This is a genomic window from Ruegeria sp. CL7, from assembly GCF_056536445.1.
This window is the reverse complement of the sequence record NZ_JBQFPQ010000002.1, coordinates 331,383-352,190: the sequence shown is the minus strand read 5'-3', so window position 1 is coordinate 352,190 and position 20,808 is coordinate 331,383. Positions and strand designations below refer to the sequence as shown.

The 20,808-nt window shown below is 58.8% G+C and carries 17 protein-coding genes; 5 read left to right on the top strand and 12 right to left on the bottom strand.

Annotated features, from left to right (window positions below; all coding sequences use genetic code 11):
* Positions 1-81 precede the first annotated feature (81 nt).
* The 4 genes from ACR0LI_RS10185 (at position 82) to ACR0LI_RS10170 (ending at position 4,586) form a co-directional block, all read left to right on the top strand.
* Positions 82-1,242, top strand: coding sequence for an acyl-CoA dehydrogenase family protein (locus ACR0LI_RS10185; protein ID WP_152460401.1), 1,161 nt, complete (start codon positions 82-84; stop codon positions 1,240-1,242).
* A gap of 2 nt (positions 1,243-1,244) precedes the next feature.
* Positions 1,245-3,260: an acetate--CoA ligase family protein gene (locus ACR0LI_RS10180; RefSeq protein ID WP_480718461.1), complete on the top strand. Its 2,016-nt coding sequence runs from the start codon at positions 1,245-1,247 to the stop codon at positions 3,258-3,260.
* A gap of 3 nt (positions 3,261-3,263) precedes the next feature.
* On the top strand, positions 3,264-4,043 hold the full coding sequence (locus ACR0LI_RS10175; RefSeq protein WP_171635845.1) for a carnitinyl-CoA dehydratase: 780 nt from the start codon (positions 3,264-3,266) through the stop codon (positions 4,041-4,043).
* A 72-nt stretch (positions 4,044-4,115) separates the two neighbouring features.
* The gene (locus ACR0LI_RS10170; protein ID WP_480491346.1) at positions 4,116-4,586 is read left to right on the top strand and encodes a hypothetical protein; all 471 of its coding nucleotides are present in this window, start codon (positions 4,116-4,118) and stop codon (positions 4,584-4,586) included.
* Here ACR0LI_RS10170 and ACR0LI_RS10165 read toward each other — a convergent pair.
* The 7 genes from ACR0LI_RS10165 to ACR0LI_RS10135 form a co-directional block, all read right to left on the bottom strand.
* The gene (locus ACR0LI_RS10165) at positions 4,577-5,647 is read right to left on the bottom strand and encodes a polyprenyl synthetase family protein (RefSeq protein ID WP_216600139.1); all 1,071 of its coding nucleotides are present in this window, start codon (positions 5,645-5,647) and stop codon (positions 4,577-4,579) included. The genes ACR0LI_RS10170 and ACR0LI_RS10165 overlap by 10 nt on opposite strands.
* 4 nt (positions 5,648-5,651) lie before the next feature.
* Positions 5,652-7,775, bottom strand: a complete 2,124-nt coding sequence (locus tag ACR0LI_RS10160; RefSeq protein WP_171635849.1) for a hydroxysqualene dehydroxylase — start codon at positions 7,773-7,775, stop codon at positions 5,652-5,654.
* Positions 7,768-8,592 carry a DUF3237 domain-containing protein gene (locus tag ACR0LI_RS10155; protein WP_480718460.1) on the bottom strand — a complete coding sequence of 275 codons (825 nt, stop codon included), beginning with the start codon at positions 8,590-8,592 and terminating at the stop codon, positions 7,768-7,770. Before ACR0LI_RS10155 ends, ACR0LI_RS10160 begins: the two co-directional genes overlap by 8 nt.
* 14 nt (positions 8,593-8,606) lie before the next feature.
* The gene (locus tag ACR0LI_RS10150) at positions 8,607-9,488 is read right to left on the bottom strand and encodes an encapsulin (RefSeq protein WP_480718459.1); all 882 of its coding nucleotides are present in this window, start codon (positions 9,486-9,488) and stop codon (positions 8,607-8,609) included.
* A 52-nt stretch (positions 9,489-9,540) separates the two neighbouring features.
* Positions 9,541-12,741: an adenylate/guanylate cyclase domain-containing protein gene (locus ACR0LI_RS10145; RefSeq protein ID WP_209834062.1), complete on the bottom strand. Its 3,201-nt coding sequence runs from the start codon at positions 12,739-12,741 to the stop codon at positions 9,541-9,543.
* A gap of 521 nt (positions 12,742-13,262) precedes the next feature.
* Complete coding sequence (locus ACR0LI_RS10140) at positions 13,263-14,195, bottom strand: choline/ethanolamine kinase family protein (protein ID WP_480718458.1); 933 nt, start codon at positions 14,193-14,195, stop codon at positions 13,263-13,265.
* Positions 14,196-14,206: 11 nt separating this feature from the next.
* On the bottom strand, positions 14,207-16,630 hold the full coding sequence (locus ACR0LI_RS10135) for a GcvT family protein (RefSeq protein ID WP_480718457.1): 2,424 nt from the start codon (positions 16,628-16,630) through the stop codon (positions 14,207-14,209).
* 150 nt (positions 16,631-16,780) lie between these two features.
* Between ACR0LI_RS10135 and ACR0LI_RS10130 the strand changes: the two genes are divergently transcribed.
* Positions 16,781-17,563 (top strand): DeoR/GlpR family DNA-binding transcription regulator, encoded by a 783-nt coding sequence (locus tag ACR0LI_RS10130; protein ID WP_171635857.1) that lies wholly within the window; start codon positions 16,781-16,783, stop codon positions 17,561-17,563.
* 69 nt (positions 17,564-17,632) lie between these two features.
* On the opposite strand, the gene ACR0LI_RS10125 is transcribed toward ACR0LI_RS10130, so the two are convergent.
* Genes ACR0LI_RS10125 through napG form a run of 5 tightly spaced genes read right to left on the bottom strand, consistent with a single transcriptional unit; the run spans position 17,633 to position 20,805 of the window.
* Entirely contained in the window at positions 17,633-17,890 is a 258-nt protein-coding gene (locus ACR0LI_RS10125) for a hypothetical protein (RefSeq protein ID WP_152460390.1), read from the bottom strand.
* A 13-nt stretch (positions 17,891-17,903) separates the two neighbouring features.
* Entirely contained in the window at positions 17,904-18,593 is a 690-nt protein-coding gene (locus ACR0LI_RS10120; RefSeq protein WP_210092839.1) for a NapC/NirT family cytochrome c, read from the bottom strand.
* A gap of 29 nt (positions 18,594-18,622) precedes the next feature.
* A complete protein-coding gene (locus ACR0LI_RS10115; protein ID WP_480718456.1) occupies positions 18,623-19,060 on the bottom strand; it encodes a nitrate reductase cytochrome c-type subunit in 438 nt (145 codons plus the stop codon).
* A 12-nt stretch (positions 19,061-19,072) separates the two neighbouring features.
* The gene (gene napH, locus ACR0LI_RS10110) at positions 19,073-19,990 is read right to left on the bottom strand and encodes a quinol dehydrogenase ferredoxin subunit NapH (protein WP_480718455.1); all 918 of its coding nucleotides are present in this window, start codon (positions 19,988-19,990) and stop codon (positions 19,073-19,075) included.
* Positions 19,987-20,805 (bottom strand): ferredoxin-type protein NapG, encoded by an 819-nt coding sequence (gene napG / locus ACR0LI_RS10105; RefSeq protein WP_171723679.1) that lies wholly within the window; start codon positions 20,803-20,805, stop codon positions 19,987-19,989. The genes napH and napG overlap by 4 nt, the downstream gene beginning before the upstream one ends.
* Between the last annotated feature and the right edge of the window lie 3 nt (positions 20,806-20,808).

Here is a 20,808-nt window from a genome sequence, read left to right as displayed (position 1 = left end):
TGATTTGATATCAACTCTGCATGCCGTGACCTTGAGCGATGGCGTTTGGTTGGTCAACCACCGATCCAGGGAACACGCGCCATGCAGTTTGGTCTGACAGAAGAACAGGACATGATCGTCTCGACGGTCCGAAGCTTTGTTGAAAACGAAATCTACCCGCATGAAGACGCGGTCGAGCGTTCGGGAACCGTGCCTCCTGAGCTGGGTGAGCAGATCAAGCAGAAATGTATCGATCTGGGCTTTTATGCCTGCAACTTCCCCGAGGAAGTCGGCGGCGCAGGTCTGTCTCATCTGGATTTCACCTTGGTCGAGCGCGAGCTTGGCCGCGGGTCAATGGCACTGACGCATTTCTTTGGGCGCCCGCAGAACATCCTGATGGCCTGCAACGACGAGCAGCGCGAACGGTATCTTCTGCCTGCCGTACGTGGTGACAAGATGGACGCCCTGGCGATGACCGAACCGGATGCGGGTTCGGATGTGCGTGGTATGAAATGCCAGGCGGTGCGCGATGGCGGCGACTGGGTTGTCAACGGATCGAAACATTTCATCTCGGGCGCGGAACATGCGGATTTCTTCATCGTCTTCATCGCGACCGGCGTGGACGAAACCCCCAAGGGCCCGAAGAAACGCATCACCACTTTCCTTGTGGATCGCGGTACGCCGGGGTTTGAAGTGCGCGAGGGCTACAACTCGGTCAGCCACAAGGGCTACAAGAACTATATCCTGTATTTCGACAACTGCCGTCTGCCCGATGCACAGGTCTTGGGCGAGGTTGATGGCGGCTTTGCCGTGATGAACGAATGGCTTTACGCAACCCGCCTGACGGTTGCGGCGTTCTCGGTCGGTCGCGCGCGGCGCTGCTTTGACTATGCGCTGAACTATGCGGCCGAGCGCAAGCAGTTCGGCCAGCCTATTGGTAAGTTTCAGGGCGTCGGATTCCAGATCGCCGACATGATTACCGAGATCGATGCCGCCGATTGGCTGACACTCGCGGCCGCGTGGCGTCTGGACCAAAATCTGCCATCAAACCGCGAGATTGCCTCGGCCAAGCTCTATGCCTCGGAAACGCTGGCGCGGGTGACGGATACCACACTGCAAATCTTCGGGGGTATGGGTTTGATGGACGATTTCCCGATCGAACGGTTCTGGCGCGATGCCCGGGTCGAGCGCATCTGGGACGGCACCAGCGAAATTCAGCGCCACATCATCAGCCGCGATCTTCTGCGTCCCTTGGGCGCCTGACCATGAACAAAGACCTGACCCGGCTGCTGCGCCCGAAATCCATCGCCGTCATCGGTGGCGGCGCGTGGTGTCAGCAGGTTGTTCTGCAATCCGAACGCATGGACTATGCCGGTCAAATCTGGCCGGTTCATCCCAAAGCGTCTGAAATTGCAGGACACAAGGTTTATGCCCACATCGAAGACCTGCCCGAAGCCCCGGATGCGGTTTTCATCGGGATCAACCGCCACGCCACCATCGAGGCCGCTCGTGTCCTGTCCAGTATGGGCGCAGGTGGGGCGGTGTGCTTTGCATCGGGCTTTTCCGAGGCCGTTGCCGAAGATGACACCGGCGGGGACTTGCAGGATCAACTGATTGCCGCAGCCGGTGACATGCCCATTCTTGGCCCGAACTGCTATGGCTTCATCAACGCGCTGGATGGGGCGCTGTTGTGGCCGGACCAGCACAGGGCCACCCCTGTGGACAAGGGCGTGGCGATCCTGACGCAAAGTTCGAACATCTCGATCAACCTGACCATGCAGAAACGTGGGTTGCCGATTGCCTACATGATGGCATGCGGAAACATGGCCCAAACCAGCCAGGCCGAAATCGCCTCGGCCTTGATCGATGATCCGCGCGTAACCGCCGTGGGTCTGCATATCGAAGGGTTCAAGGACATCCGGGAATGGGAGGCGCTGGCCGCGAAGGCCCACGAAAAGGGCATCCCGCTGGTCGCCCTCAAAGTCGGTGCATCCGAACAGGCACAGGCCGCAACCGTCTCTCATACCGCGTCTCTCGCGGGCAGTGATGCAGGCGCGCAGGCGCTGCTGGACCGATTGGGCATCCCGCGTCTTTCGACGTTGCCGGATTTCCTAGAAACGTTGAAACTGCTGCACTGCTACGGGCCGCTCCCCGGGGGTAACATCGCGTCGATCAGCTGTTCGGGGGGTGAGGCGAGCCTGATCGCAGACATGGCCGTCGGCACCGGCCTGAGTTTTCCACAGTTGAGCGATGACAAAAGGGCGCGCTTGCGTGACGCGCTTGGCCCTATGGTCGCGTTGAACAATCCGCTGGATTATCACACGTATATCTGGCGCGATGAAGAGGCGATGGCACAGGCCTGGTCGGGCATGACGGGTGACGACATCGACCTGACGTTCTCGATCGTAGACTATCCGACGACGGATCCGACCGACTGGAGTTGCGCGACCCGAGCTGCGTTGAGAGTGCGTGCCGAAACCGGCGCCCGGTTTGCGATTGTTGCAACGCTGCCTGAACTTCTGTCTGAAGACGTCGCGCAAGACCTGATGGCCGGTGGTGTCGTTCCATTCATGGGATTGCGCGAAGCACTGGCGGCCACGCGCGCCGCAGGTCAGATTTCGCCCCCGTCCGCGCATCCTGTCTGGTTGCCTGGAACGGCTGAGGCGACCCAAACCCTGACCGAAGGCGAATCGAAACGGGCGCTGGCCGAATGCGGCCTGCGAGTTCCGCAAAGCCGCACGGTTTGCGGCCCGGCAGAGGCCCATTCGGTCGCGCAGGACATGGAAGCCCCCTTTGCCGTGAAAGGTGTTGGGCTTGCGCATAAATCCGAACACGGCGCTGTTCGGCTGGGCATCAAGGCCGAGGATGTGGCCGATGTCGCAGCCAAAATTGGCACAGATAGCATCCTGATCGAAGAGATGATCACCGGAACCGTTGCCGAATTGCTGGTCGGTGTCGTCCGTGACCCGGCGCATGGGTTTGTCCTGACATTGGGGGCGGGGGGCGTACTGACCGAAATCCTGCGCGATACGGCGTCGGTGCTGGTGCCAAGCACGCCCGAGGACATCCGTGCCGCGCTAGGCAAGTTGAAAATTGCCCCGCTTTTGGCGGGCTATCGCGGCCAACGGGCGGCTGATATGGATGCAATCATCGCCGCAGTCGAGGCCGTTCAGGCCTATGTCATGCAAAATGCCGACACGCTTGACGAGGTCGAGATTAACCCGCTCCTGTGCGCGCCGGACAAGGCCGTTGCCGTGGATGCTCTGATAAGAAAGGCCTGAGATATGGACCCGATCAAAACCCGCCGCGACGGAGCGATCCTTGAGGTGACGCTGGACCGGCCCAAGGCCAACGCCATCGATCTTGTCACCAGCCGCAGGATGGGTGAGGTATTCGCCGCGTTTCGCGACGATCCAGAGCTGCGCGTGGCCATTCTAACGGGCGGCGGAGAGAAGTTCTTTTGCCCGGGCTGGGACCTGAAAGCAGCGGCCGACGGGGATGCGGTAGACGGGGATTATGGCGTCGGAGGGTTCGGCGGCTTGCAAGAGCTGCGCGACCTGAACAAACCCGTGATCGCGGCCGTCAACGGTATCGCCTGTGGCGGCGGGCTGGAGCTGGCCTTGTCAGCCGACATGATCCTTGCCGCCGACCACGCCACGTTCGCCCTGCCGGAAATCCGCTCGGGGACTGTCGCGGATGCGGCCAGCGTCAAACTGCCCAAGCGCATCCCTTACCACATCGCGATGGAGTTGCTGCTTACCGGCCGGTGGTTCGACGCAAAGGAAGCCAATCGCTGGGGTCTGGTGAACGAGATCGTCGCCGCGGATCAACTGATGGATCGCGCCTGGGAACTGGCCCGGTTGTTGGCCTCAGGACCGCCCCTGGTTTATGCCGCGATCAAGGAAATCGTACGCGATGCCGAAGACGCCAAGTTTCAGGATGCCATGAACCGCATCACCAAGCGTCAGCTCAGAACCGTGGACGTTCTCTATGCCAGCGAAGATCAGCTGGAAGGCGCGCGCGCCTTTGCCGAGAAAAGAGACCCGGTCTGGAAAGGGAAATAGGCAGACGTTTACCGTGATCGCAGAGCGTGAATTTACCATTTACTGATCCGCACGGCACGTGCACAGTTAGGCATGCCGTATTTCGAACGAAAACCATATGTTAGTGCATCTCGGGCGGTCAGCCCGATTGCGCCGCAGCCCGACGATCAACTGATTTCCGATATAGCGCGCCGCGTGCTCGAAACAGAGCGGGGCCCGCGGCAACATCTGGACGGTCCGTTCAGGTGTCGCAAATCCTGTCACCCCGGCAGCACCGCCACCATTCTGCTGTCCTTTGAAGCACCCGAAGGCGCGGCACCTGTTCAGATGCAGTTCGAACCGGGTGATCTGACCAATCCGAACGGCGACATTCTGCCGGCCAACCGCATCAGTGTGATCCCGCCACAAATCCAGCTTGAACCGGGGGAAGCAACGGATGTTGCTGTTGCGGTGACTATACCCGACCTCTCCAAACCCGGTGAATATCATGGTCGGATCGCCTGTACCGGAACGGACCAGACCTCGGTTGTGGTGATTTTCGAGGTGGCGGGCGCTCAGACCTGACGGGTCACCAGATAGTCCATGAACTGTCCCAGAAATGCGCGCGGCGCGTCTTCTGTGCCCGCGAACACCCGCGCGAACTCATTCCGGGCCGCGGCCAGCAGATCATTCGCTGCGTCCTGCGCATAGCGGATGCTGCCGTAGTGGTTCATGCGCTCCAGCACCCAGGCGACATCTTGCGTCGACCGGGCATCACGCGGGTTTGACAACATCTCGGCCAACCGTGCCTGTTCAGGCTCTTCCGCTTTCAGGCCAAGCTGGCCCAGCATCAGCGTGCGTTTGCCTTCATAGATGTCGCCGCCGATTTCCTTGCCGTAACTGTCCTGTGAGCCGACGAGATTCAAGACGTCGTCCTGAATCTGAAACGCTGCACCCAGGAAAAAGCCGAAGGCGTTGAAATCATCCAGATTCAGCGCACCGGACGCGACATCATGTGGCCGCGCAATCAGGGCCCCGATGCGCATCGGGTGAATGAAACTGTACCAGCAGGTCTTTTTCAGACACATCCTCAGATAATCTGATGCATCGACGTTCAAACGATTGTCGCGGATCCAGCCAAGCTCCAGCGCCTGACCTTCGATGGATTGCTGCAACAGATGGTCGAACTCATCCACCACGCGCATACCGGTTTCCGGGCCCAACGGCCCCAGGTTCTGACGCAGCAGACGCAGGGCAAGCGATTGCATCCCATCGCCGGTATTGATCGCCAGGGGAACCCCAAGCCGCTTGTGCATACATTCGCGCCCGCGCCGGAAATCGCTTTGATCTTCGATGTCGTCGTGGATCAGAAAAGCGTTGTGCAACAGCTCAAGAACCGCGGCCGAGACCCTTGCATTCTCGCTGTTTCCGCCGAAGGCTTCGCATGTCGCCAACAGCAGGGCAGGCCTCAGGCCCTTGCCCGAGGTTTCGATGTAATCGCGCATCGGGCCATACAGATAGGCCTGAGGCTCACCCGTCGGCAACAGGCCCAAAAGCGTTTCGCGCGCCTGATCCCCGTAGAAGGTCAGGGTTTTTAGAAAATCCTGTTTCGCCGCAGGATCCAAATGCGCGGTTCCGGATTTCACAGGCTCAGCCCTTCTGGATGATGATCACGCGGCTTTTGTTTTCCCGCGCGCCGGATCGTTCCGGACCGGCGCCAAGCGCAGAAAGCGGTTCGTCAGAAATTGGCAACGCCCTGGACAAGGCACCTGATTGACCACTGTCCCGACCCAGATCATACGCGACATCTTCCGCAAGCTCATCCCCCGGGATCGGCAGATCCGCTGTGGGCTCGTAGTTCGCGATGAGGTCGAACAGCTCTTTCGGGGGGCAGATCATTCGAAGCGCTTCGGCAATGGCTGGCTCCTCGGTGATGCCGCCGGGTTTTGAATATTCCGCCGCCGGTTCCCCTATGGCGGCAAGAGGGCCATCACCGCCACGATCAACTCCTGCCGTGTCCTGACCCATTTTCAGCGCGGCTTCGACCGCAACCGCGAACCGGTTGTCCCACGGAAGGCCAGCCTGATAGCGGGCGTAATCATAAGCGCGCAGCGGTTTCAGGATGTCGGGCTCGTGCAGGTCCCAGATCTGGCAGGGCTCGGCATCCGATCCACTGCGTTGAAGAATGGCGTTGACGGCCCGACGCGCGGCCTCGTTCGCCCCTTCCATCGTGGCAAGGTCGGTAAAAGTGCGGACGTAATCCGATGCCAGGAAGAAATTCGGGATGAGCGTGGCCGCATCCGGGCGCAAGCGCCAGCTGTTGATACGGTTGACCAACAAGGGTTCGACATTGCTTTGACGCTTGGGGTCGTTCGGGTCTTGAACGATATCAGGATCGAGGAACCAGTAGTGCATATCCTCGTCCCGCAGAATGGTTTGGCCATCCACGTTGATGCTGCGCTTGAGCTGTTCCCAAACCTCTTTTGCGATCTCTTCCCGGGTGCAATCGCGCGCGGTTTTTCCGTTCAGCCCCGGCTTGTCCCATTCGGAGATATCGATTGACAGCAGGCCTTTGGTCTTTCCTTCGGCCCAGTTTTCGAAATTGATCCCCGGCCAGAACTGTTTTTGCGACACAGCCGTCAAAGCCCATGGGCTGTCGATGAAAATGACGTGGCCATGGGTCAGCTCGACATCCTTGGTCAGATAGAACTGAATGCCGTTCATCCATTGCACGTCATCGGCCAGCAAAGGCAGTTTGGCAAGTGCAGGGTCAACCGCCATCATTTCCGGGGTCACAAGCGGTGCCATGCGTTCAATCGGCATGGCGCTGATGAACCAATCCCCCGTGACCTGCTTTTCTTCACCATCCTGTTCGACCGTTGCGCCAATGATCTTACCGTTTCGGCACTCGATTCCGGTGACTTTGGAGTCAAAATTGTACACGACCCCCTTGCTTGTCAGATAATCCAGCCACGGTTGAATCCAGACAAGATTTGTGGGCCCGTTCAGCAGCCTGTTGCAGTGGGGTTCGGGCGTGGCAATGCCCAGCTGAAGCTGAACCGCAATGTCCCCCACTGTCTTCGTGCTTGCCGTCGTGGCCTTGGCGGCCACCAACGAACGGGTCAGGCCGATGGCAAGGAACTTCTGATAGGCTTCCGAGCGGTCCTGCGCACCGATGAAATCCCACCAACCGATCCGTTCATATTCGTCGAACCGGCGTTCCTTGCAAGAGCTCGCGATCCGCCACATGCAGGCGACAAAATGCTCGACATCCTCATACGCAATCTGGTCCCTCGGCGAAAGCGCGAAGGCAATGGTCTTGAAGGCATCCGCAACATCCTTGAGCGTGCGGGGGAACCGTTCCGGGACAATGATGCCGGGCTTGTCAAACTGGCTGACCAGAACTTGCGTGGTCGGGACAAGATTGTCAAAGCATGTGCCCTTGTCGTAATACGGCGTTCGGGCCATCGTGTCGGTGATATGCCGATAAAAGTTCGGAAAGAACCTGAACCCATGTTCACCGGGCAGCCAGGGCCGTTTCACGCCGGGCGGATAATTGGCTCCATCCATCTCAGCCCATTTTTCCAGTGCCTTGATGTGTTTCGCTTTCGAGCCATGATCCCCCTCACCCTTCATTACGGGAATGCTGCGGGCTTTGCCGCCGGGGATCAGCTGGCGTTCGTGGACTTCTACCTCGAACCCGCGTTCAATCAGTTCGTGCGCGGCGCTCATGCCAGCCACGCCTCCCCCAAGAATGACAACCTTGTCAGGCATCGGAAATTCCTTTCGCGGAATAGACGTCAAAGCGCAGGGTGATGTCTGACAGGCTGGCTTCGCCAATGCCAAAACCCTGCACCCGATTCATCCAGCTGTAATGCGGATTCGAGGTCAGGTAACGCGGTGCAAGCCGTACCGGAGCCGAAGCGGGCAGATTGCCCTTGGACAATGCCGCATATCCGTCCGGGCCGAAGTCACACACACCCGTATCTTCGAATAGGATCGGGGCTTGTCCGATGGACGGTCTGATAAGCGCCTTTGCATGAAGCAGTCCCACACCATCGGGCCGCACGCGCATCCAGTCTCCTCCGATCGGCTCGATCGTTCCCTTTAGATGTGGGCCTTCGACGGTGCCCCCTTCTTTGATGGCGAAATGCAGCCAAACCCCATCCGGCGTCTCGCCCGAGGGATGAAAGCTGCTATCGAACGGCACCAGAAATTTGGCAACATGTTCCAATACCGGCGACGTCACTGTGGTTTTTGCCGGTTCCGGCGCGGCAGGTTCAATTTCTTTTTCGGGCCCGGGGTCAAACTCGCGCCCTCCCGACGTCAGCACCGGACGCCAGGAAAAAGTTTTTTCCTGTTTGACCGACGGCAGAATGGCTGCGAATTGTTGAAACCCGGTTTGCGGGTCCCGCAACAAGGGCCACCCGCGAATGGCACGCTCGGGGCCGCCATCTTCCGAACAGATCAGACGTAGCGTGTCATGCGACGACACGGATGGACCGGCTTCCACCAACACCCGACTGAGACCGTCTGCGTTGATCGCCTCGGACCAACGCAGCGTCACGCCCCGATCTGAAAACTCGCGCACGACCCGATCTCCGGTCAACAGGTTATGGTGCGGACGGCCTTAGCTTCCTTGATCCTGAGATGGAACTTCTGCTGCACGCGGAAGACGTGCTCGCCCTCGGCAGAGGTTTGCAGATACTTCACGGCGATATCCGAGGGCACGACGATTTCAACCGGTGCACCCAGCAGGGACACAAGCACTGCCTTGTCCGGGGGCAGGGTGCTGGAACGCAGCAACGGCCCGTCCAGGAACGGGAGAATGCTGTCACGTGGCAGTACCATCGAATTCGGCAGCGGGGTCGTGACCGCACGGAACAGACCGTTGCCCATCACACAGGCATAGGGGCCCAGATAGCCATGCGTTTCTAGCGTGCTGATGCCCTCGACGACGGCCTCGAAAACATCGGTTCCGCTGTAGTTCTTTTTGGTCGTGGATTTGGTTTTGCCTTCGCCCGCTTCAAGCAATCCCGGATATTTGCCACCGCCGCTGATCGTATAGATCTGCGGCAATGAGGCGTGCGCGCCGCCGGCGTGTTTGGGGGCCTGTCCGGTGCCGGGTTGACCGTTGAAAATGATGTCATCCTCTACCCGTGCCACAACGGCGGCCGCTCGGCGGAACATGATCTGAGCCGCCGTCAGTTCCGGATCAGCCACCTGTGCGCCTTTCAGGTACACGTTCACCGATACGGTGGTAAGGCGCAGCGTATCATAATCGTTCACGTCAAGACGTTCTTTGGATGCACCAGATGAGTTCTCGACCAGATCCAGCTTGTTCAGCGGGACGGACTGCGTGTCAGCGGGCAGCGGTCCGTACAGGGGCAGGAAACTGGCAGCCACCCGGGCGCGAAGCGCCTCATCATGGACGGCCTTTTTCACGGCGCTCCACTGATCTTCATTCCAATCCAATGCATCGGTCATTGCAAATCCCTCTCGGTGCTGCTGCCCAATTTGGCGGGGCAGTCAATCTTGTTCATTTTTCTTCTTTCAATCTGCCCAGCAGATCGCGGGCCCGCTGCTCCTGAACAACTCCACGGCAATCCCGCGCAAGCGAAAGCGCTTTTTCCGCCTCGCTGATTGCAGCGTCCAAGTCCCCCTTTGCGGCCAAAGCCTTTGCTCGCACACGGTGATATTCAGGTTTGTTCAACGTCTCGCCGCGCTCCCAGCCGGGAATGCAAACGGTTTCCAGCCGGTCCAAAGCCTGATCAACGTCTCCGTGATCAATCATCAACTCAGACAGAACAATCTGATTCTGAGGAAAAGTAAAGTTTCCACCAGATTTGGAAATCAGGTTCATGCATGTCTCGATGCGTTCCGGGACACCTGCGATATCGCCCTTTCCGGCCTGCGCGAGGCCCATATAGATGTCCTGCATCGCGTGAAGGTAAAGAAACCCTTCCTCATCCGCGACTTTTCTGGCTTCTTTCATCGTTACGTCAAGCCGGTCCCATTCCCCCGCATAGGGCAGGAACATGCTGCAAGCGCCCATCACGTAGACAAGGTTGGGTGCGTGGTTCAGCGCTCTGCTGACCTCGATGGATTCCAGACGCGCGGCCTCGGCTTTTTCGAACTTTCCTTGCTGCCACAGCAGGCATCCCTGAATGGCCAGCAATGACGCGGCCGTGGAAGACTGGGTCATGGGCATCATGGCCATATCCAGCTCGGGTGTGATCAGAGCGAATGCGCGTTCCAGCTGTTGTTCGCATTCCGAAAATTCCCCGCGGAAGTAATGAGTAAAGCTCAGCGCCCGTGCCGCCAGCACATTGGCGACGGGGTCGTCGGACATGCCGGCCATCATATCCAGCGCTTGTCCCATTTCCATCGCTCGGTTCATCTGACCGGCAACAAAGAAATGGGTCCAACGGCAGAAGGTTGCGGCAAAAAGCGTCTCGCCGTCGCCCAAAGACTGGGCCAGTTCCATCGCCCGGGCGGCAGTCTCGCCGACCTGATCGGACGACCATCCGTAAATCGCCATATAGGCGGGCAGAATGTTCATTTGAACCCGAAGTTCGAAGCCATCGCGATCCGCGTTGACCTTCATAGTTCCGATGTTGCGCAGGGCGGCCCGGAAAGCGGAAATCGCGGGCAGGTTTGCCAGTCGGGACAACGCCAGTTCACCTGCCGTGACCCAATTCGTGACAGCCTCATCTTTCAATCCGCCAAGATCGCAATGATGCGCGACGGTATCAGGAGCCGGGCTGCCGAATGCTTTGTGACCGTCCAGCAATGCTTGGGCGATTTTCAGATGCACCTTCTGCCGGTCTTCCCGCAGCAACGAATTATAGGCCGTATCCTGAACCAGCGCGTGGTTGAACGTGTATGTGGCCGACCCTGAATCGCTGGTGATCAGCACGACGCCAGCCGCCATAAGCTGCATGAGGGCGCTTTCCACATCCATGTCTTCATGCGCCACCGCGTGGATCATCTGAGCGGTGAAACTGCGCCCGATGACCGATCCGAGCTGGGCGACTGGTTTAGCATGTTCCATACGGTCAAGACGCGACATCAGCGAGTCCTGAAGGGTGGCCGGGACGCTCAGCGCATCCAGAACCTCGGCGTTGATCGGGGCATCCTGGGGCAGCTGGTCCAGAACCGCCTTTGTCATTTCTTCGATATACAGCGGCACGCCATCCGCCTTTTCGATGATCTGCCTGATCAGGATGACAGGCAGGCTGTACGGCTCGGCCACGCGCCGGACCAGTTCGGATGCCTCGGTATTGCCAAGCGGAGACAGATCAATGCGCGCGGCTCTGCTTTCGAAATGTTCCGGAGGTTCGTATTCAGGTCGGTGCGACAGAACCACCAGTACTGGAAAGTTGCTCAAGGCGGATGCAAGCGCATCCAGTACATCCAACGTGGTCGCATCGGCCCAATGAACGTCTTCGACCACCAACAACAACGTGCCGCGCCTGTCACACAGGCTTCCCAGACTGCGCAGCATCACGTCAAGGGATTTGCGCGCCTTCTTCAACGGGTCGGATTCTGACGGGGCGCCGGTCTCGATACCTGCCAGATCCAGAAGAACGGGCAAGTCTGCGTCACTCAGCCGTGAGGCCGATTGCACGAAGTCCGAAATCGCCGCCCGGATACTGTCATTTGATTTGTCGCCGGAAACGCGCCTCAATTCTCCGACAATGGGGTGCAGCGGAAGACTGGTCAGGTGCGGGATGCACTGCAATGTAAAGGGTTTGACCCCGATTGTTTCAGACAATGACTTGATCAGCCTCGACTTGCCGATTCCCGCAGCCCCCCCGACAAGCGCCAGCCGGCCCGAGCCTTCCTGCGCTTCGCTCCAAAGCCGGGTCAGGGTTGAAAGATCATCATGCCGGGCGACAAGATCGACCGCGGATTGACCCACCCGCGCGTCGAACCGGCTGGTGGACATGATTTCCGACACCACGCGATACACTTTGCGCTGATTGTCAAAGCCTTTCAGCTCGTGGCTGCCGCGTGGCTCGAATTCAAAGGCACCCTGGGTCAGCCTCCGGGTCTCTGATGAAATGATCACTTCACCCGGTTCGGCCAGCCCTTGCAAGCGGGATGCAAGATTCGCCGTTTCACCCACCAGAAAGTCCTGAGATCCCAAGCTTTTCGAAGAAACAACGCCCACGACAACCATTCCGGTCGCAATGCCTGCCCGCAGGTCAAGCTTTTCTCCGAACTCGTTTTCAAGGTTCTGAACGGCCTCGATAGTCTCCAAAACGGCTCGTACGGCCCGTTCGGCATCATCTTCCATGGCCTTCGGGTATCCGAAATACACCATTATGCCATCGCCCTGCCGATAGGCCAGATGGCAGCCGTGCTGTTTCAAGGTGCCGATCGCCGTATCCAGATACAGGTTCATGATCTGCATCAGGTCTTCCGGATCATATCGCTGAGCCAGCCGTGTCGACCCCACAAGATCGCAGAAAACCAAAGTCAGTTGCCGACGCTCGGCCTTGGACTGGACTTCGGGCCGCTTCGACGCTTCCTGCGATTTCAGCCTGGCCTGCGCCTTTCGAAAGCGCTTCCTTTCACCAACCGTCAACCCGAGATCACGCAGTTCCGGATCAGTCAATTCGTCCAGAATGTCGTCGTCCACGCCCTCTCTCTGAAACAGAGTGGCATAGTCATTCAGATCTGCCAGATGAAGGACTTTTGAAATGCGTGGTGATGCCTCAAGGACTCGCGTCATTGGCTTGCGACTCCTTCCATAACTGTCCCCCTGTTTTCCCCTTAGTACATAAACATAATGTATATGTATAATCCAAAAATAGAGAGGAATTCATGCTGAATCCATAGCAGGAACAGATGGCACTGTTAACTTGTTACATTGATTGACCGATTTACTTCATAAATACCACACCGTCACGCGCTTTTCCTTGAATATCATAAGGTTCAAGTCTCAAGTTGACTTCACTGGCAAGGTTTTAGGGGACCGGATATGCCGGTCTGGCCCTGACGCCACGTCACGGCTGAATGAGGTTCAAAAGTGCCGTGGCCGACATGAGATACCGGGCAGAATAGCAGACTCGACCCCGGCACCAGCAAGAAGCCGAAGCGCGCTACGAGCAGATACACTTACGCTCCGGCGCATCCCGTATTTTACCCGCCCGTTCTTCATTGGGATACAGGTATTAGGGAAAGCGGCTCAAAGATCTGAGATAAGCTAGGAAACATCCGGTATCCAGGGCGGATCTGGCTGTGGATGAAACCCTATTCCTCGGCCACGGCTTTTACATGGGCCGCAAAGGACGGGGCCAGCATCAGGGACTTGCACCGCTCGAACCGGTTCGTGGCATAGGCCCAGAAATCTTCGGCGGGGTTTTCATCCGCATGCTGAATCAATCCCCATAGCGTCCACAGCAGGTCGCACATGGCTTTGTATATCACCATGCGCCCGATCTGAGCCTCGTTCGGCGGGCCGTCGAAATAGGCGGTTAGCATTTCCAGTTCCTGTTCGTGGTTCAGCCCGGCTTCGACCGACAGATCACCCAGATCCCAAAGGGCATCGTTCATGCCTGAATACTCGTAATCCACGATCCACATGCGCTGGCCGTCATCCAGAAAATTCTCGCACAGCGGGTCGCAATGGCTCGGGACCAATGTCCCGGGTTTGTCCCGCAGCACCTCGCGGATCGGGGCCGCCTCGGCCACGACGTCCGCGTACCCGTCCGGCAGGGTCGCGTTTTTGTCCGCAACCACCTTCATGTAGTCGTTGATCATCGAAAACAGCTCGAACCGAAACTTGAACGGCTCGGGGGCATCGTGCAACTGCCTCAGCGCCTTTCCCGCGCGGGCGGCAGACCCGGGGCGCGTCGCAAACATCTCGGGTGTCATCGTCACGATGTCGGGTACGCAATCACTGATCATCACGCCGGATGATGCGTCTGCCCACAGAACTTCGGGGCCGACCCCGGCTTTTGCGGCCACCTGCGCGTTGTGGATTTCAACCGCGCGGTCGATATAGGCTTCGGTGCCCTCGCCGGGGATGCGCACGATCACCGTCCTTGGCCCGCCTTCGACGCGGTAGACCAGATTGGTCAACCCGCCCAGCCGGTTGGTGCGAAGGTCCGACTCGGCAAGGGTGTCAAACCCCGCCACATTGCGAAGGGCCTGCATGATCTCAAGTTTCGGCTCGGTTTGCATCGCTCTCTCCCTCAGGCTTTCAAACGGCTGTTTGCCGGGTCGTAAAGCGGTCCGTCCACATGCTGGATAGGGTGACGCTCTCCGAACACTTCCACTTCGAATTCTGACCCACCAGCCAATCCCGCAGACAGATAACCGTAGAGGACGGTCTTGCCGACGGTAAACCCATAGCCACCACTGCACGCCAGCGAGACTGTTTTGCCGGAATGCAGTATGGTCTCTCCTCCGGTGATCGGCAGCCGCTCGTCGGTGATGAACGTGCAGAGCTGCCGCTCGGGGCCGGTCGCTTTCTGCGCCTCCAGCACCGGTCGCCCGATGAAGCCCTGTTTGGATTTCAGATGGACCCGCGCGCCAAGGCCCGCTTCGATTGGCGAATAGTCGGGGGTGATGTCGGCGCTCCAGTAGAGATAGCCTTTTTCCAGCCGCAAGGACTCGATGGTGCGGTAGCCGATGTCGCGGATGCCATGGCTTTGGCCGGCTTGCCAAAGCAGGTCATAAACATGCAGGGCGAACTCGGTCGGGATATGCAGCTCCCATCCCAGCTCTCCGACGTAACCTATGCGGATCGCGCGGACCTTTGCCGTTCCCAGGGTGATCTCTCTGGCCGTTGCAAAGGGAAACGCATGGTTCGAGACGTCTTCTTCCGCGACAGCCTGCATCACATCCCGCGCCTTGGGGCCGCAGATATTGATGACGGCGCGTGCCGACGTCATTTCGATCAGCTGCGCGCGCCCGTCGCGGGGCAGGTGACGTCGGATCCAATCCGCGTCATGCACGCCGAATCCGGACCCGGTGACGATGTAAAAATGGTCCCGCCCCAATCGGGTGACGGTGATATCGGCTTCAACCCCGCCGCGATTATTGCACAATTGGGTGTAGATCACCGTGCCATCCGGCTTGTCCATATTTGAAACGGCAAGGTTTTGAAGGGCCTCCAGTGCGCCGGGGCCGATCAGTTCGAACTTTGAGAAGCTGGTTTGATCGATCAGAACGACCCCGTCGCGCGCGGCCTTATGTTCCTGTTCGGCATAGGTTTTCCAACCCGGCGACAGGAAATCCAACTGATCCACCGGCTCTACACCGGCCGGAGCGAACCAGAGCGGCCGCTCCCAGCCATTCTTGGACCCGAACACCGCGCCATGTTGTTTCAGCCGCTCATGCAGGGGCGACAGGCGCAGGTCTCTGGCCGTTTCCGCCTCCTGCCCCGGATATCGCATCTTGTAGTGATGCGCGTAATGCTCGACCGCGCTAGGATACATGAAGGCGCGCGTGGCGTGATGCGGACTGAACCGGCGCACGTCCAGAGGCCACAGATCAAGGCTCGGGCGGCCTTCGACAATCCACTCCGCGATCATCTCTCCTGCGCCACCACCTGCCGCGATGCCGTACAGAAATCCGGTCGCCAGCATCAGGTTTCGCAGTTCAGGCGCCCATCCCATGACAAAATCGCCATCCGCGGAATAAGGGATGGGGCCGTTGATCACCTGCCGGATTCCAACCGTGTTGACGACCGGCGAAACCTGACCTGCCAGTTCGGCAAGGGGGGCAAACCGCTCCAGGTTGTCCGGCAAAAGCTGCCGGACAAACGCGCCCGGAATACCCCTGTCGCCGAATGGCAGCGTGTTGTCCTCATACCCGCCGATCACAAGCCTCCCGCCTGCATCCGGTTTGTAATACACCAGCCGCTCGGGATCCCGTAGGGTTGGCAGGCGTTTTACAAGATCGGCGTCGGGCAGGGGTTCAGTTACGATGTATTGATGCTCGACGGCACAGGCCGGAACAACGACACCGAGTTTCGCGGCCAGCTCGCGGCTCCACATTCCGGCGGCCAGAACGACAGTGTCCGCTTCATAGTCCCCTTCCGATGTCATCACTTTGGTGATGCGATCGTTATGGATCTCAAAATCGGTGACCTCTACGGATTGGCGGATCCGGGCACCGTGCATCCGGGCACCGGACGCAATTGCCTGACACAAGCCTGCGGGATCGACATGACCGTCCGACGGGATGAAGGCCGCGCCTTCCAGACCTTGCGCGTCGACATAGGGGAAAAGCGCCTTGGCCTCGGCGGCCGAGATTATTTCCATCTCCAGATCAAAGCTGCGGGCCATTGTCGCCAGGCGCTTTGCTTCCAGAAGCCGTTCCTTGGTTGCCGCCAGGCGCAGGCTTCCGACTTTCTTCCAGTCGAATTCCATCCCGGTTTCTTCGGCCAGACGATCATACAGCGCCACGGACCGTTTCAGCATCCGCGTCGTGTTGCGAGATGACCGCAACTGCCCGACAAGCCCCGCCGCATGCCAGGTGGCCCCCTCGGTCAGGGATGCCCTTTCCAGAAGAACAACATCCGTTTCACCGGACCGTGCGAGGTGATACGCGATAGAGCATCCGATGATGCCCCCGCCAATAATGAGATGTCTGACCGAATGCGTTGTCATGCGCCCACCCACTTCAAATGATATGTTGTCATCAAAAGTCGCAAAACAACAAAAAGCAACAAAAATGTTTAAAATGTGTTGAAGTTAGTCGCTTGAACAGCGTCAAACTTGCAAGTAACCTGATGAAATCAACAAATATCGCGGCGCTTCATGTCGAAATACGAGCAAGACATCCTCAGCACGGTAAACCTGCATGGGCGAATTTCGGTCATGGAGCTGGCGCGCATTCTCAACGTGTCGGACCAGACCGTAAGGCGAATCGTGAAGCCGATGGTCGCCAAAGGCAGCCTGTCCAAGGTGCATGGTGCATTGGTCAGCACTCAAAATGTGCTGGATCCTCCGTTTCTGGCCCGCATGGCGCAGAACCGTGCCGCCAAAGTCGCGATTGCCGACGCCGTTGCGGCGCGGATACCGGACGGTTCGGCCATTGCCATCGACACGGGGTCGACCTCGGGCTTCGTTGCTCAGGCACTTCGCGCGCGCAAAAACCTCACTGTGGTGACAAACTCGGCCTTCATCGCCGCCACGTTGTCGATGGAAGAGGGCAACAGGGTCTTCATGGCGGGAACGCAGTTGCGCAACCACGACGGCGCCGCTTTCGACCGGGTCGCCTATGACGTAATTGCAGGGTTCTCGGCCCGGACTGCCATATTGTCGGCGTCACTGGTGCATCCCAGCAAGGGCTTCATGGTCTATGATCAATGCGAAGCTGATATGGCCCGCGCGATGTCTGATATTGCGGACCAAACCTTTATGGCGGTTGATTCCACAAAATTCAACGAGGCCCAGACCAGCCCGGCTTTGCGCCTGCCCGGGTTGACAGAAAAAGACGTGCTCATCACCGATCGCACATTGCCCGCATCCTTCCAGTCCTTGCCCGGAGATGCGGAATTGGTGATAGCGGGCGTGAAATCACAAGAAGACAGTCATTGACTTGGTGACGACACTGCCCGGCCCGACGTAACTAGCCGGTTCCACCGAAACGGTGAAACCGGCTGTGTTTCAGGCTGTTGCGCCCTTGATGCGAATGGCAGTGCCGAGGCTGCCTGCACAGACGCCGACCACAATAGCGATGATCAGTTCCAGTGGCTCTACATGCGCAAACCGGAAGCCTGCGAAAACCAGCGTTTCGAATACGCCGACTGCGCCGCCCAATGCCGCACCCAGCCACAGCTTGCGGGTCATCATGCCTAGCGCCAGACCGAGTATGCCGGGCAAGCTCAGGACGTTGCCACCGATGGTTCCAAGTAACTCTAACATCTCTGCCCCCACATCAATTCGAGCTGTTGTTCAGGAAATCGCGGATGTCGTCACCCGCGGCAGCGTGCTCCTGCACAACTTCATCTTCCAATCCAGCAGTCACCTTTTCGTATGTTTCCAGATAGTTGGGTGGCAGGCTGTGGGCGATACCCTGGTGGCAATCAATACAGGTCATACCGTTGTCGATGGCGCGTTGGTGTTCTGAGGCAGCGCGGGTTTCCTGAATGGTGAAGTCCATGTAGTCAAAGTTGTGACAGTTGCGGCACTCGCGGCTGTCAGACGCTTTCATTTTCTTCCAGACGGCCGAGGCCATCGCCAGGCGGTGATCCTCGTATTTCTCGGGTGTGCTGATGGTGCCCACCAGTTCATGATAGACGTCCTTCACGGCCATGATCTTGGCTTTGATCTTGTGGTTCCACTCATCCGGAACGTGGCAGTCTGAGCAGATCGCACGCACGCCGGAGTGGTTGTTGTAGTGGATCGTCTCGCGATACTCACCCAGGTTCGTTTCCATCGTGTGACACGAGACGCAGAACTCTTCGGTGTTGGTCAGTTCCAGGGTCCAGTGAAATCCGCCCCAGAACAGGATACCGGCCAGAAATCCGGCAAGGATCAGAAAGCCCGAGCTGAACATTACCGCCGGCGTCCAGATCGCGTTCCAAAGGCGACCCAGAAAGCTGCGTTTTTCAGGGGAGTCTGCCATGTCGGTGCTCCTTTCAATCTTGTGTTGAATCAGTTGCCGGTCGAGGGCTGGAACACGTTTTCAACAAGCGGCGGCGCGTCCGCCTGCGGAACGTGACATTGGTTGCAGAAATAACGGGTCCCGGCGACGCGATCCAATTCGCGGCCTTCGCGATCCAGATAGTGTGTCATTGAAAGGGTCGGCGCGTTACGCTCACCTGCCTTGGACCAGTCATGGCAGGACAGGCACTGATTGGTGCGCACATCAATCTGATATTGCTCGATCGAATGCGGAATCAGCGGTGGCTGCTGGCGATAATTACGTTGCATCCGTCCTTCGACATTTTTGTGAATCTGATCCAAAGGGATCGGCTCGTCTACGTCCGCGCCCCGCAGCGTTTCGACTTGAGCGGACTGGGCAAAGGCCCATCCGCTCAGAAAAACTACGGGTAGAAGGGCAATTCCGCCTGTAACGATTGATCTTTTCATCTTGGCACTCCCCTAGATAGGTCTGGCAGCGCGCGGCTCAGGCGCGGCAACTGGATCGGAAGGTTGAACGACAAGGTCGTCGAACCGGTGAGTAAAGTTGAAGACGTCGACTGCGCAGACATCGATGCAGCGTCCGCAGTTTGTGCAGTCGGGTGACAGGATCAGGGGCGAGCTTCCCGGCTTGCCTTTCAGCGCGGGTGAGATCACCTGATTTTCAGGACAGACCGCATAGCAATCCATACAGTCATCACAGGCCGTGCGATTGGCGGCACTGACCCGCAGCAGGCTTTTCGACCCGATCAACCCGTAGAACGCGCCCACCGGGCACAGATGGCCGCACCAGCCATGGCGTGAGACGAAGACGTCAAACACGAAGATGGCCGCGATCATGGCCCAGACAAAGCCCATGCCGAATACCAGCCCGCGATGCAGCATGGTGATCGGGTTGACCAGCTCCCACGCGATCACACCACTCAGGCCCGAGACCAGCAGCACGGTTGCCAGAATCCACAGCCGGGTGCCGCGCTTGGGTTGCCAGCCTTTCGGCAGGTCCAGTTTGCGGTGCACCCAGTTGGCCGCGTCTGTCACCGGGTTTATGGGGCAAACCCAGGAACAATAAACACGGCCACCAATCAGGGCATAGACCACCAGAACGATCAGCCCGCCGATCAGCGCAGTCACTTCGGGCCAATGACCTGCAACCAAGCTTTGCAACAGGATGAACGGATCGGTCAAAGGCAGCACGCCCAGCGTCAGTGATCCTGCCAAATTGCCCTCGACAATCCAGATGCCAAACCACGGGCCCAGCAGAAACAGAACCAGAAAGAACAGCTGGCTTGCGCGGCGCATCAGCAAAAAGCGATGCGCCCCGATCCACCCTTTGCTTTCAACGGCCTCCTGACCGACGGGCATGTGCGTGCGAGTACTCATTGCCCCACCCCCGGCAGATCATATTGAGGCGCAAAACCGCCGGGCGCGGCAAGATTGTCGGTTCCCGGTCCGGGCAAACGGTCCGGCAGATCGATGATCCCCTCGACCACCGGCGCGCCTTTGGCGGCTTTTTCCTCCCAACCCTTGCGGTAATGCTCGGCCGAACTGCCGCGCGCCAGTCGGGCAGGCAGCACCTTGATGGCGGCCTCGGGCAGAACACAGCTTTTCTCGCACATGCCGCAGCCGGTGCAGCGGTCGGCATGAACGGTTGGAATGAACAAAGCATGATGACCCGACCGGGTATTATGCGCCGTCTCCAACGTGATCGCCTCGTCAATGACGGGGCAGACGCGATAGCAGACGTCGCAGCGCAGACCGAGGAAATTCAGGCAGTTTTCCTGATCGACCAGAACGGCAACACCCATCTCGGCATCGTCGATATTCTCCAGCCCGGGGTCCAGCGCCCCTGTTGGACATGCGGCGACACACGGAATGTCGTCGCACATTTCGCAGGGAACATCCCGGGCGATGAAGAATGGTGTTCCCGTCGCCACCGCATCCGAGCCAAGCTCGGCCAGTTTCAGGGTATCGTACGGGCAGTCCCGCACGCATAAACCGCAACGGATGCAGGCCGACAGGAACTCCTTCTCGGGCAATGCGCCGGGCGGGCGCAATGCATCGGCGGGCAGGGCGCGGGCGTCGCGGGCCAGATAGGCCAGCAACGATCCGGCGACCACGCAGCCGCCCGCCGCCCGCGCCGAGTCCTGCAGGAACCGGCGCCGCTGCGGCGAAAGGGGTTTATCGACAAGAGACATGGG

Bases quoted from the DNA above. Each gene is read 5' to 3' on its own strand.
- ACR0LI_RS10150 (WP_480718459.1), bottom strand. From the start codon at position 9,488: ATGACCGATGCATTGGATTGGAATGAAGATCAGTGGAGCGCCGTGAAA.
- ACR0LI_RS10170 (WP_480491346.1), top strand. From the start codon at position 4,116: ATGCCGTATTTCGAACGAAAACCATATGTTAGTGCATCTCGGGCGGTC.
- ACR0LI_RS10145 (WP_209834062.1), bottom strand. From the start codon at position 12,741: ATGACGCGAGTCCTTGAGGCATCACCACGCATTTCAAAAGTCCTTCAT.
- ACR0LI_RS10135 (WP_480718457.1), bottom strand. From the start codon at position 16,630: ATGACAACGCATTCGGTCAGACATCTCATTATTGGCGGGGGCATCATC.
- ACR0LI_RS10185 (WP_152460401.1), top strand. From the start codon at position 82: ATGCAGTTTGGTCTGACAGAAGAACAGGACATGATCGTCTCGACGGTC.
- ACR0LI_RS10125 (WP_152460390.1), bottom strand. From the start codon at position 17,890: ATGTTAGAGTTACTTGGAACCATCGGTGGCAACGTCCTGAGCTTGCCC.
- ACR0LI_RS10160 (WP_171635849.1), bottom strand. From the start codon at position 7,775: ATGCCTGACAAGGTTGTCATTCTTGGGGGAGGCGTGGCTGGCATGAGC.
- napG (WP_171723679.1), bottom strand. From the start codon at position 20,805: ATGTCTCTTGTCGATAAACCCCTTTCGCCGCAGCGGCGCCGGTTCCTG.
- ACR0LI_RS10140 (WP_480718458.1), bottom strand. From the start codon at position 14,195: ATGCAAACCGAGCCGAAACTTGAGATCATGCAGGCCCTTCGCAATGTG.
- ACR0LI_RS10175 (WP_171635845.1), top strand. From the start codon at position 3,264: ATGGACCCGATCAAAACCCGCCGCGACGGAGCGATCCTTGAGGTGACG.
- ACR0LI_RS10180 (WP_480718461.1), top strand. From the start codon at position 1,245: ATGAACAAAGACCTGACCCGGCTGCTGCGCCCGAAATCCATCGCCGTC.
- ACR0LI_RS10115 (WP_480718456.1), bottom strand. From the start codon at position 19,060: ATGAAAAGATCAATCGTTACAGGCGGAATTGCCCTTCTACCCGTAGTT.
- ACR0LI_RS10130 (WP_171635857.1), top strand. From the start codon at position 16,781: ATGTCGAAATACGAGCAAGACATCCTCAGCACGGTAAACCTGCATGGG.
- napH (WP_480718455.1), bottom strand. From the start codon at position 19,990: ATGAGTACTCGCACGCACATGCCCGTCGGTCAGGAGGCCGTTGAAAGC.
- ACR0LI_RS10120 (WP_210092839.1), bottom strand. From the start codon at position 18,593: ATGGCAGACTCCCCTGAAAAACGCAGCTTTCTGGGTCGCCTTTGGAAC.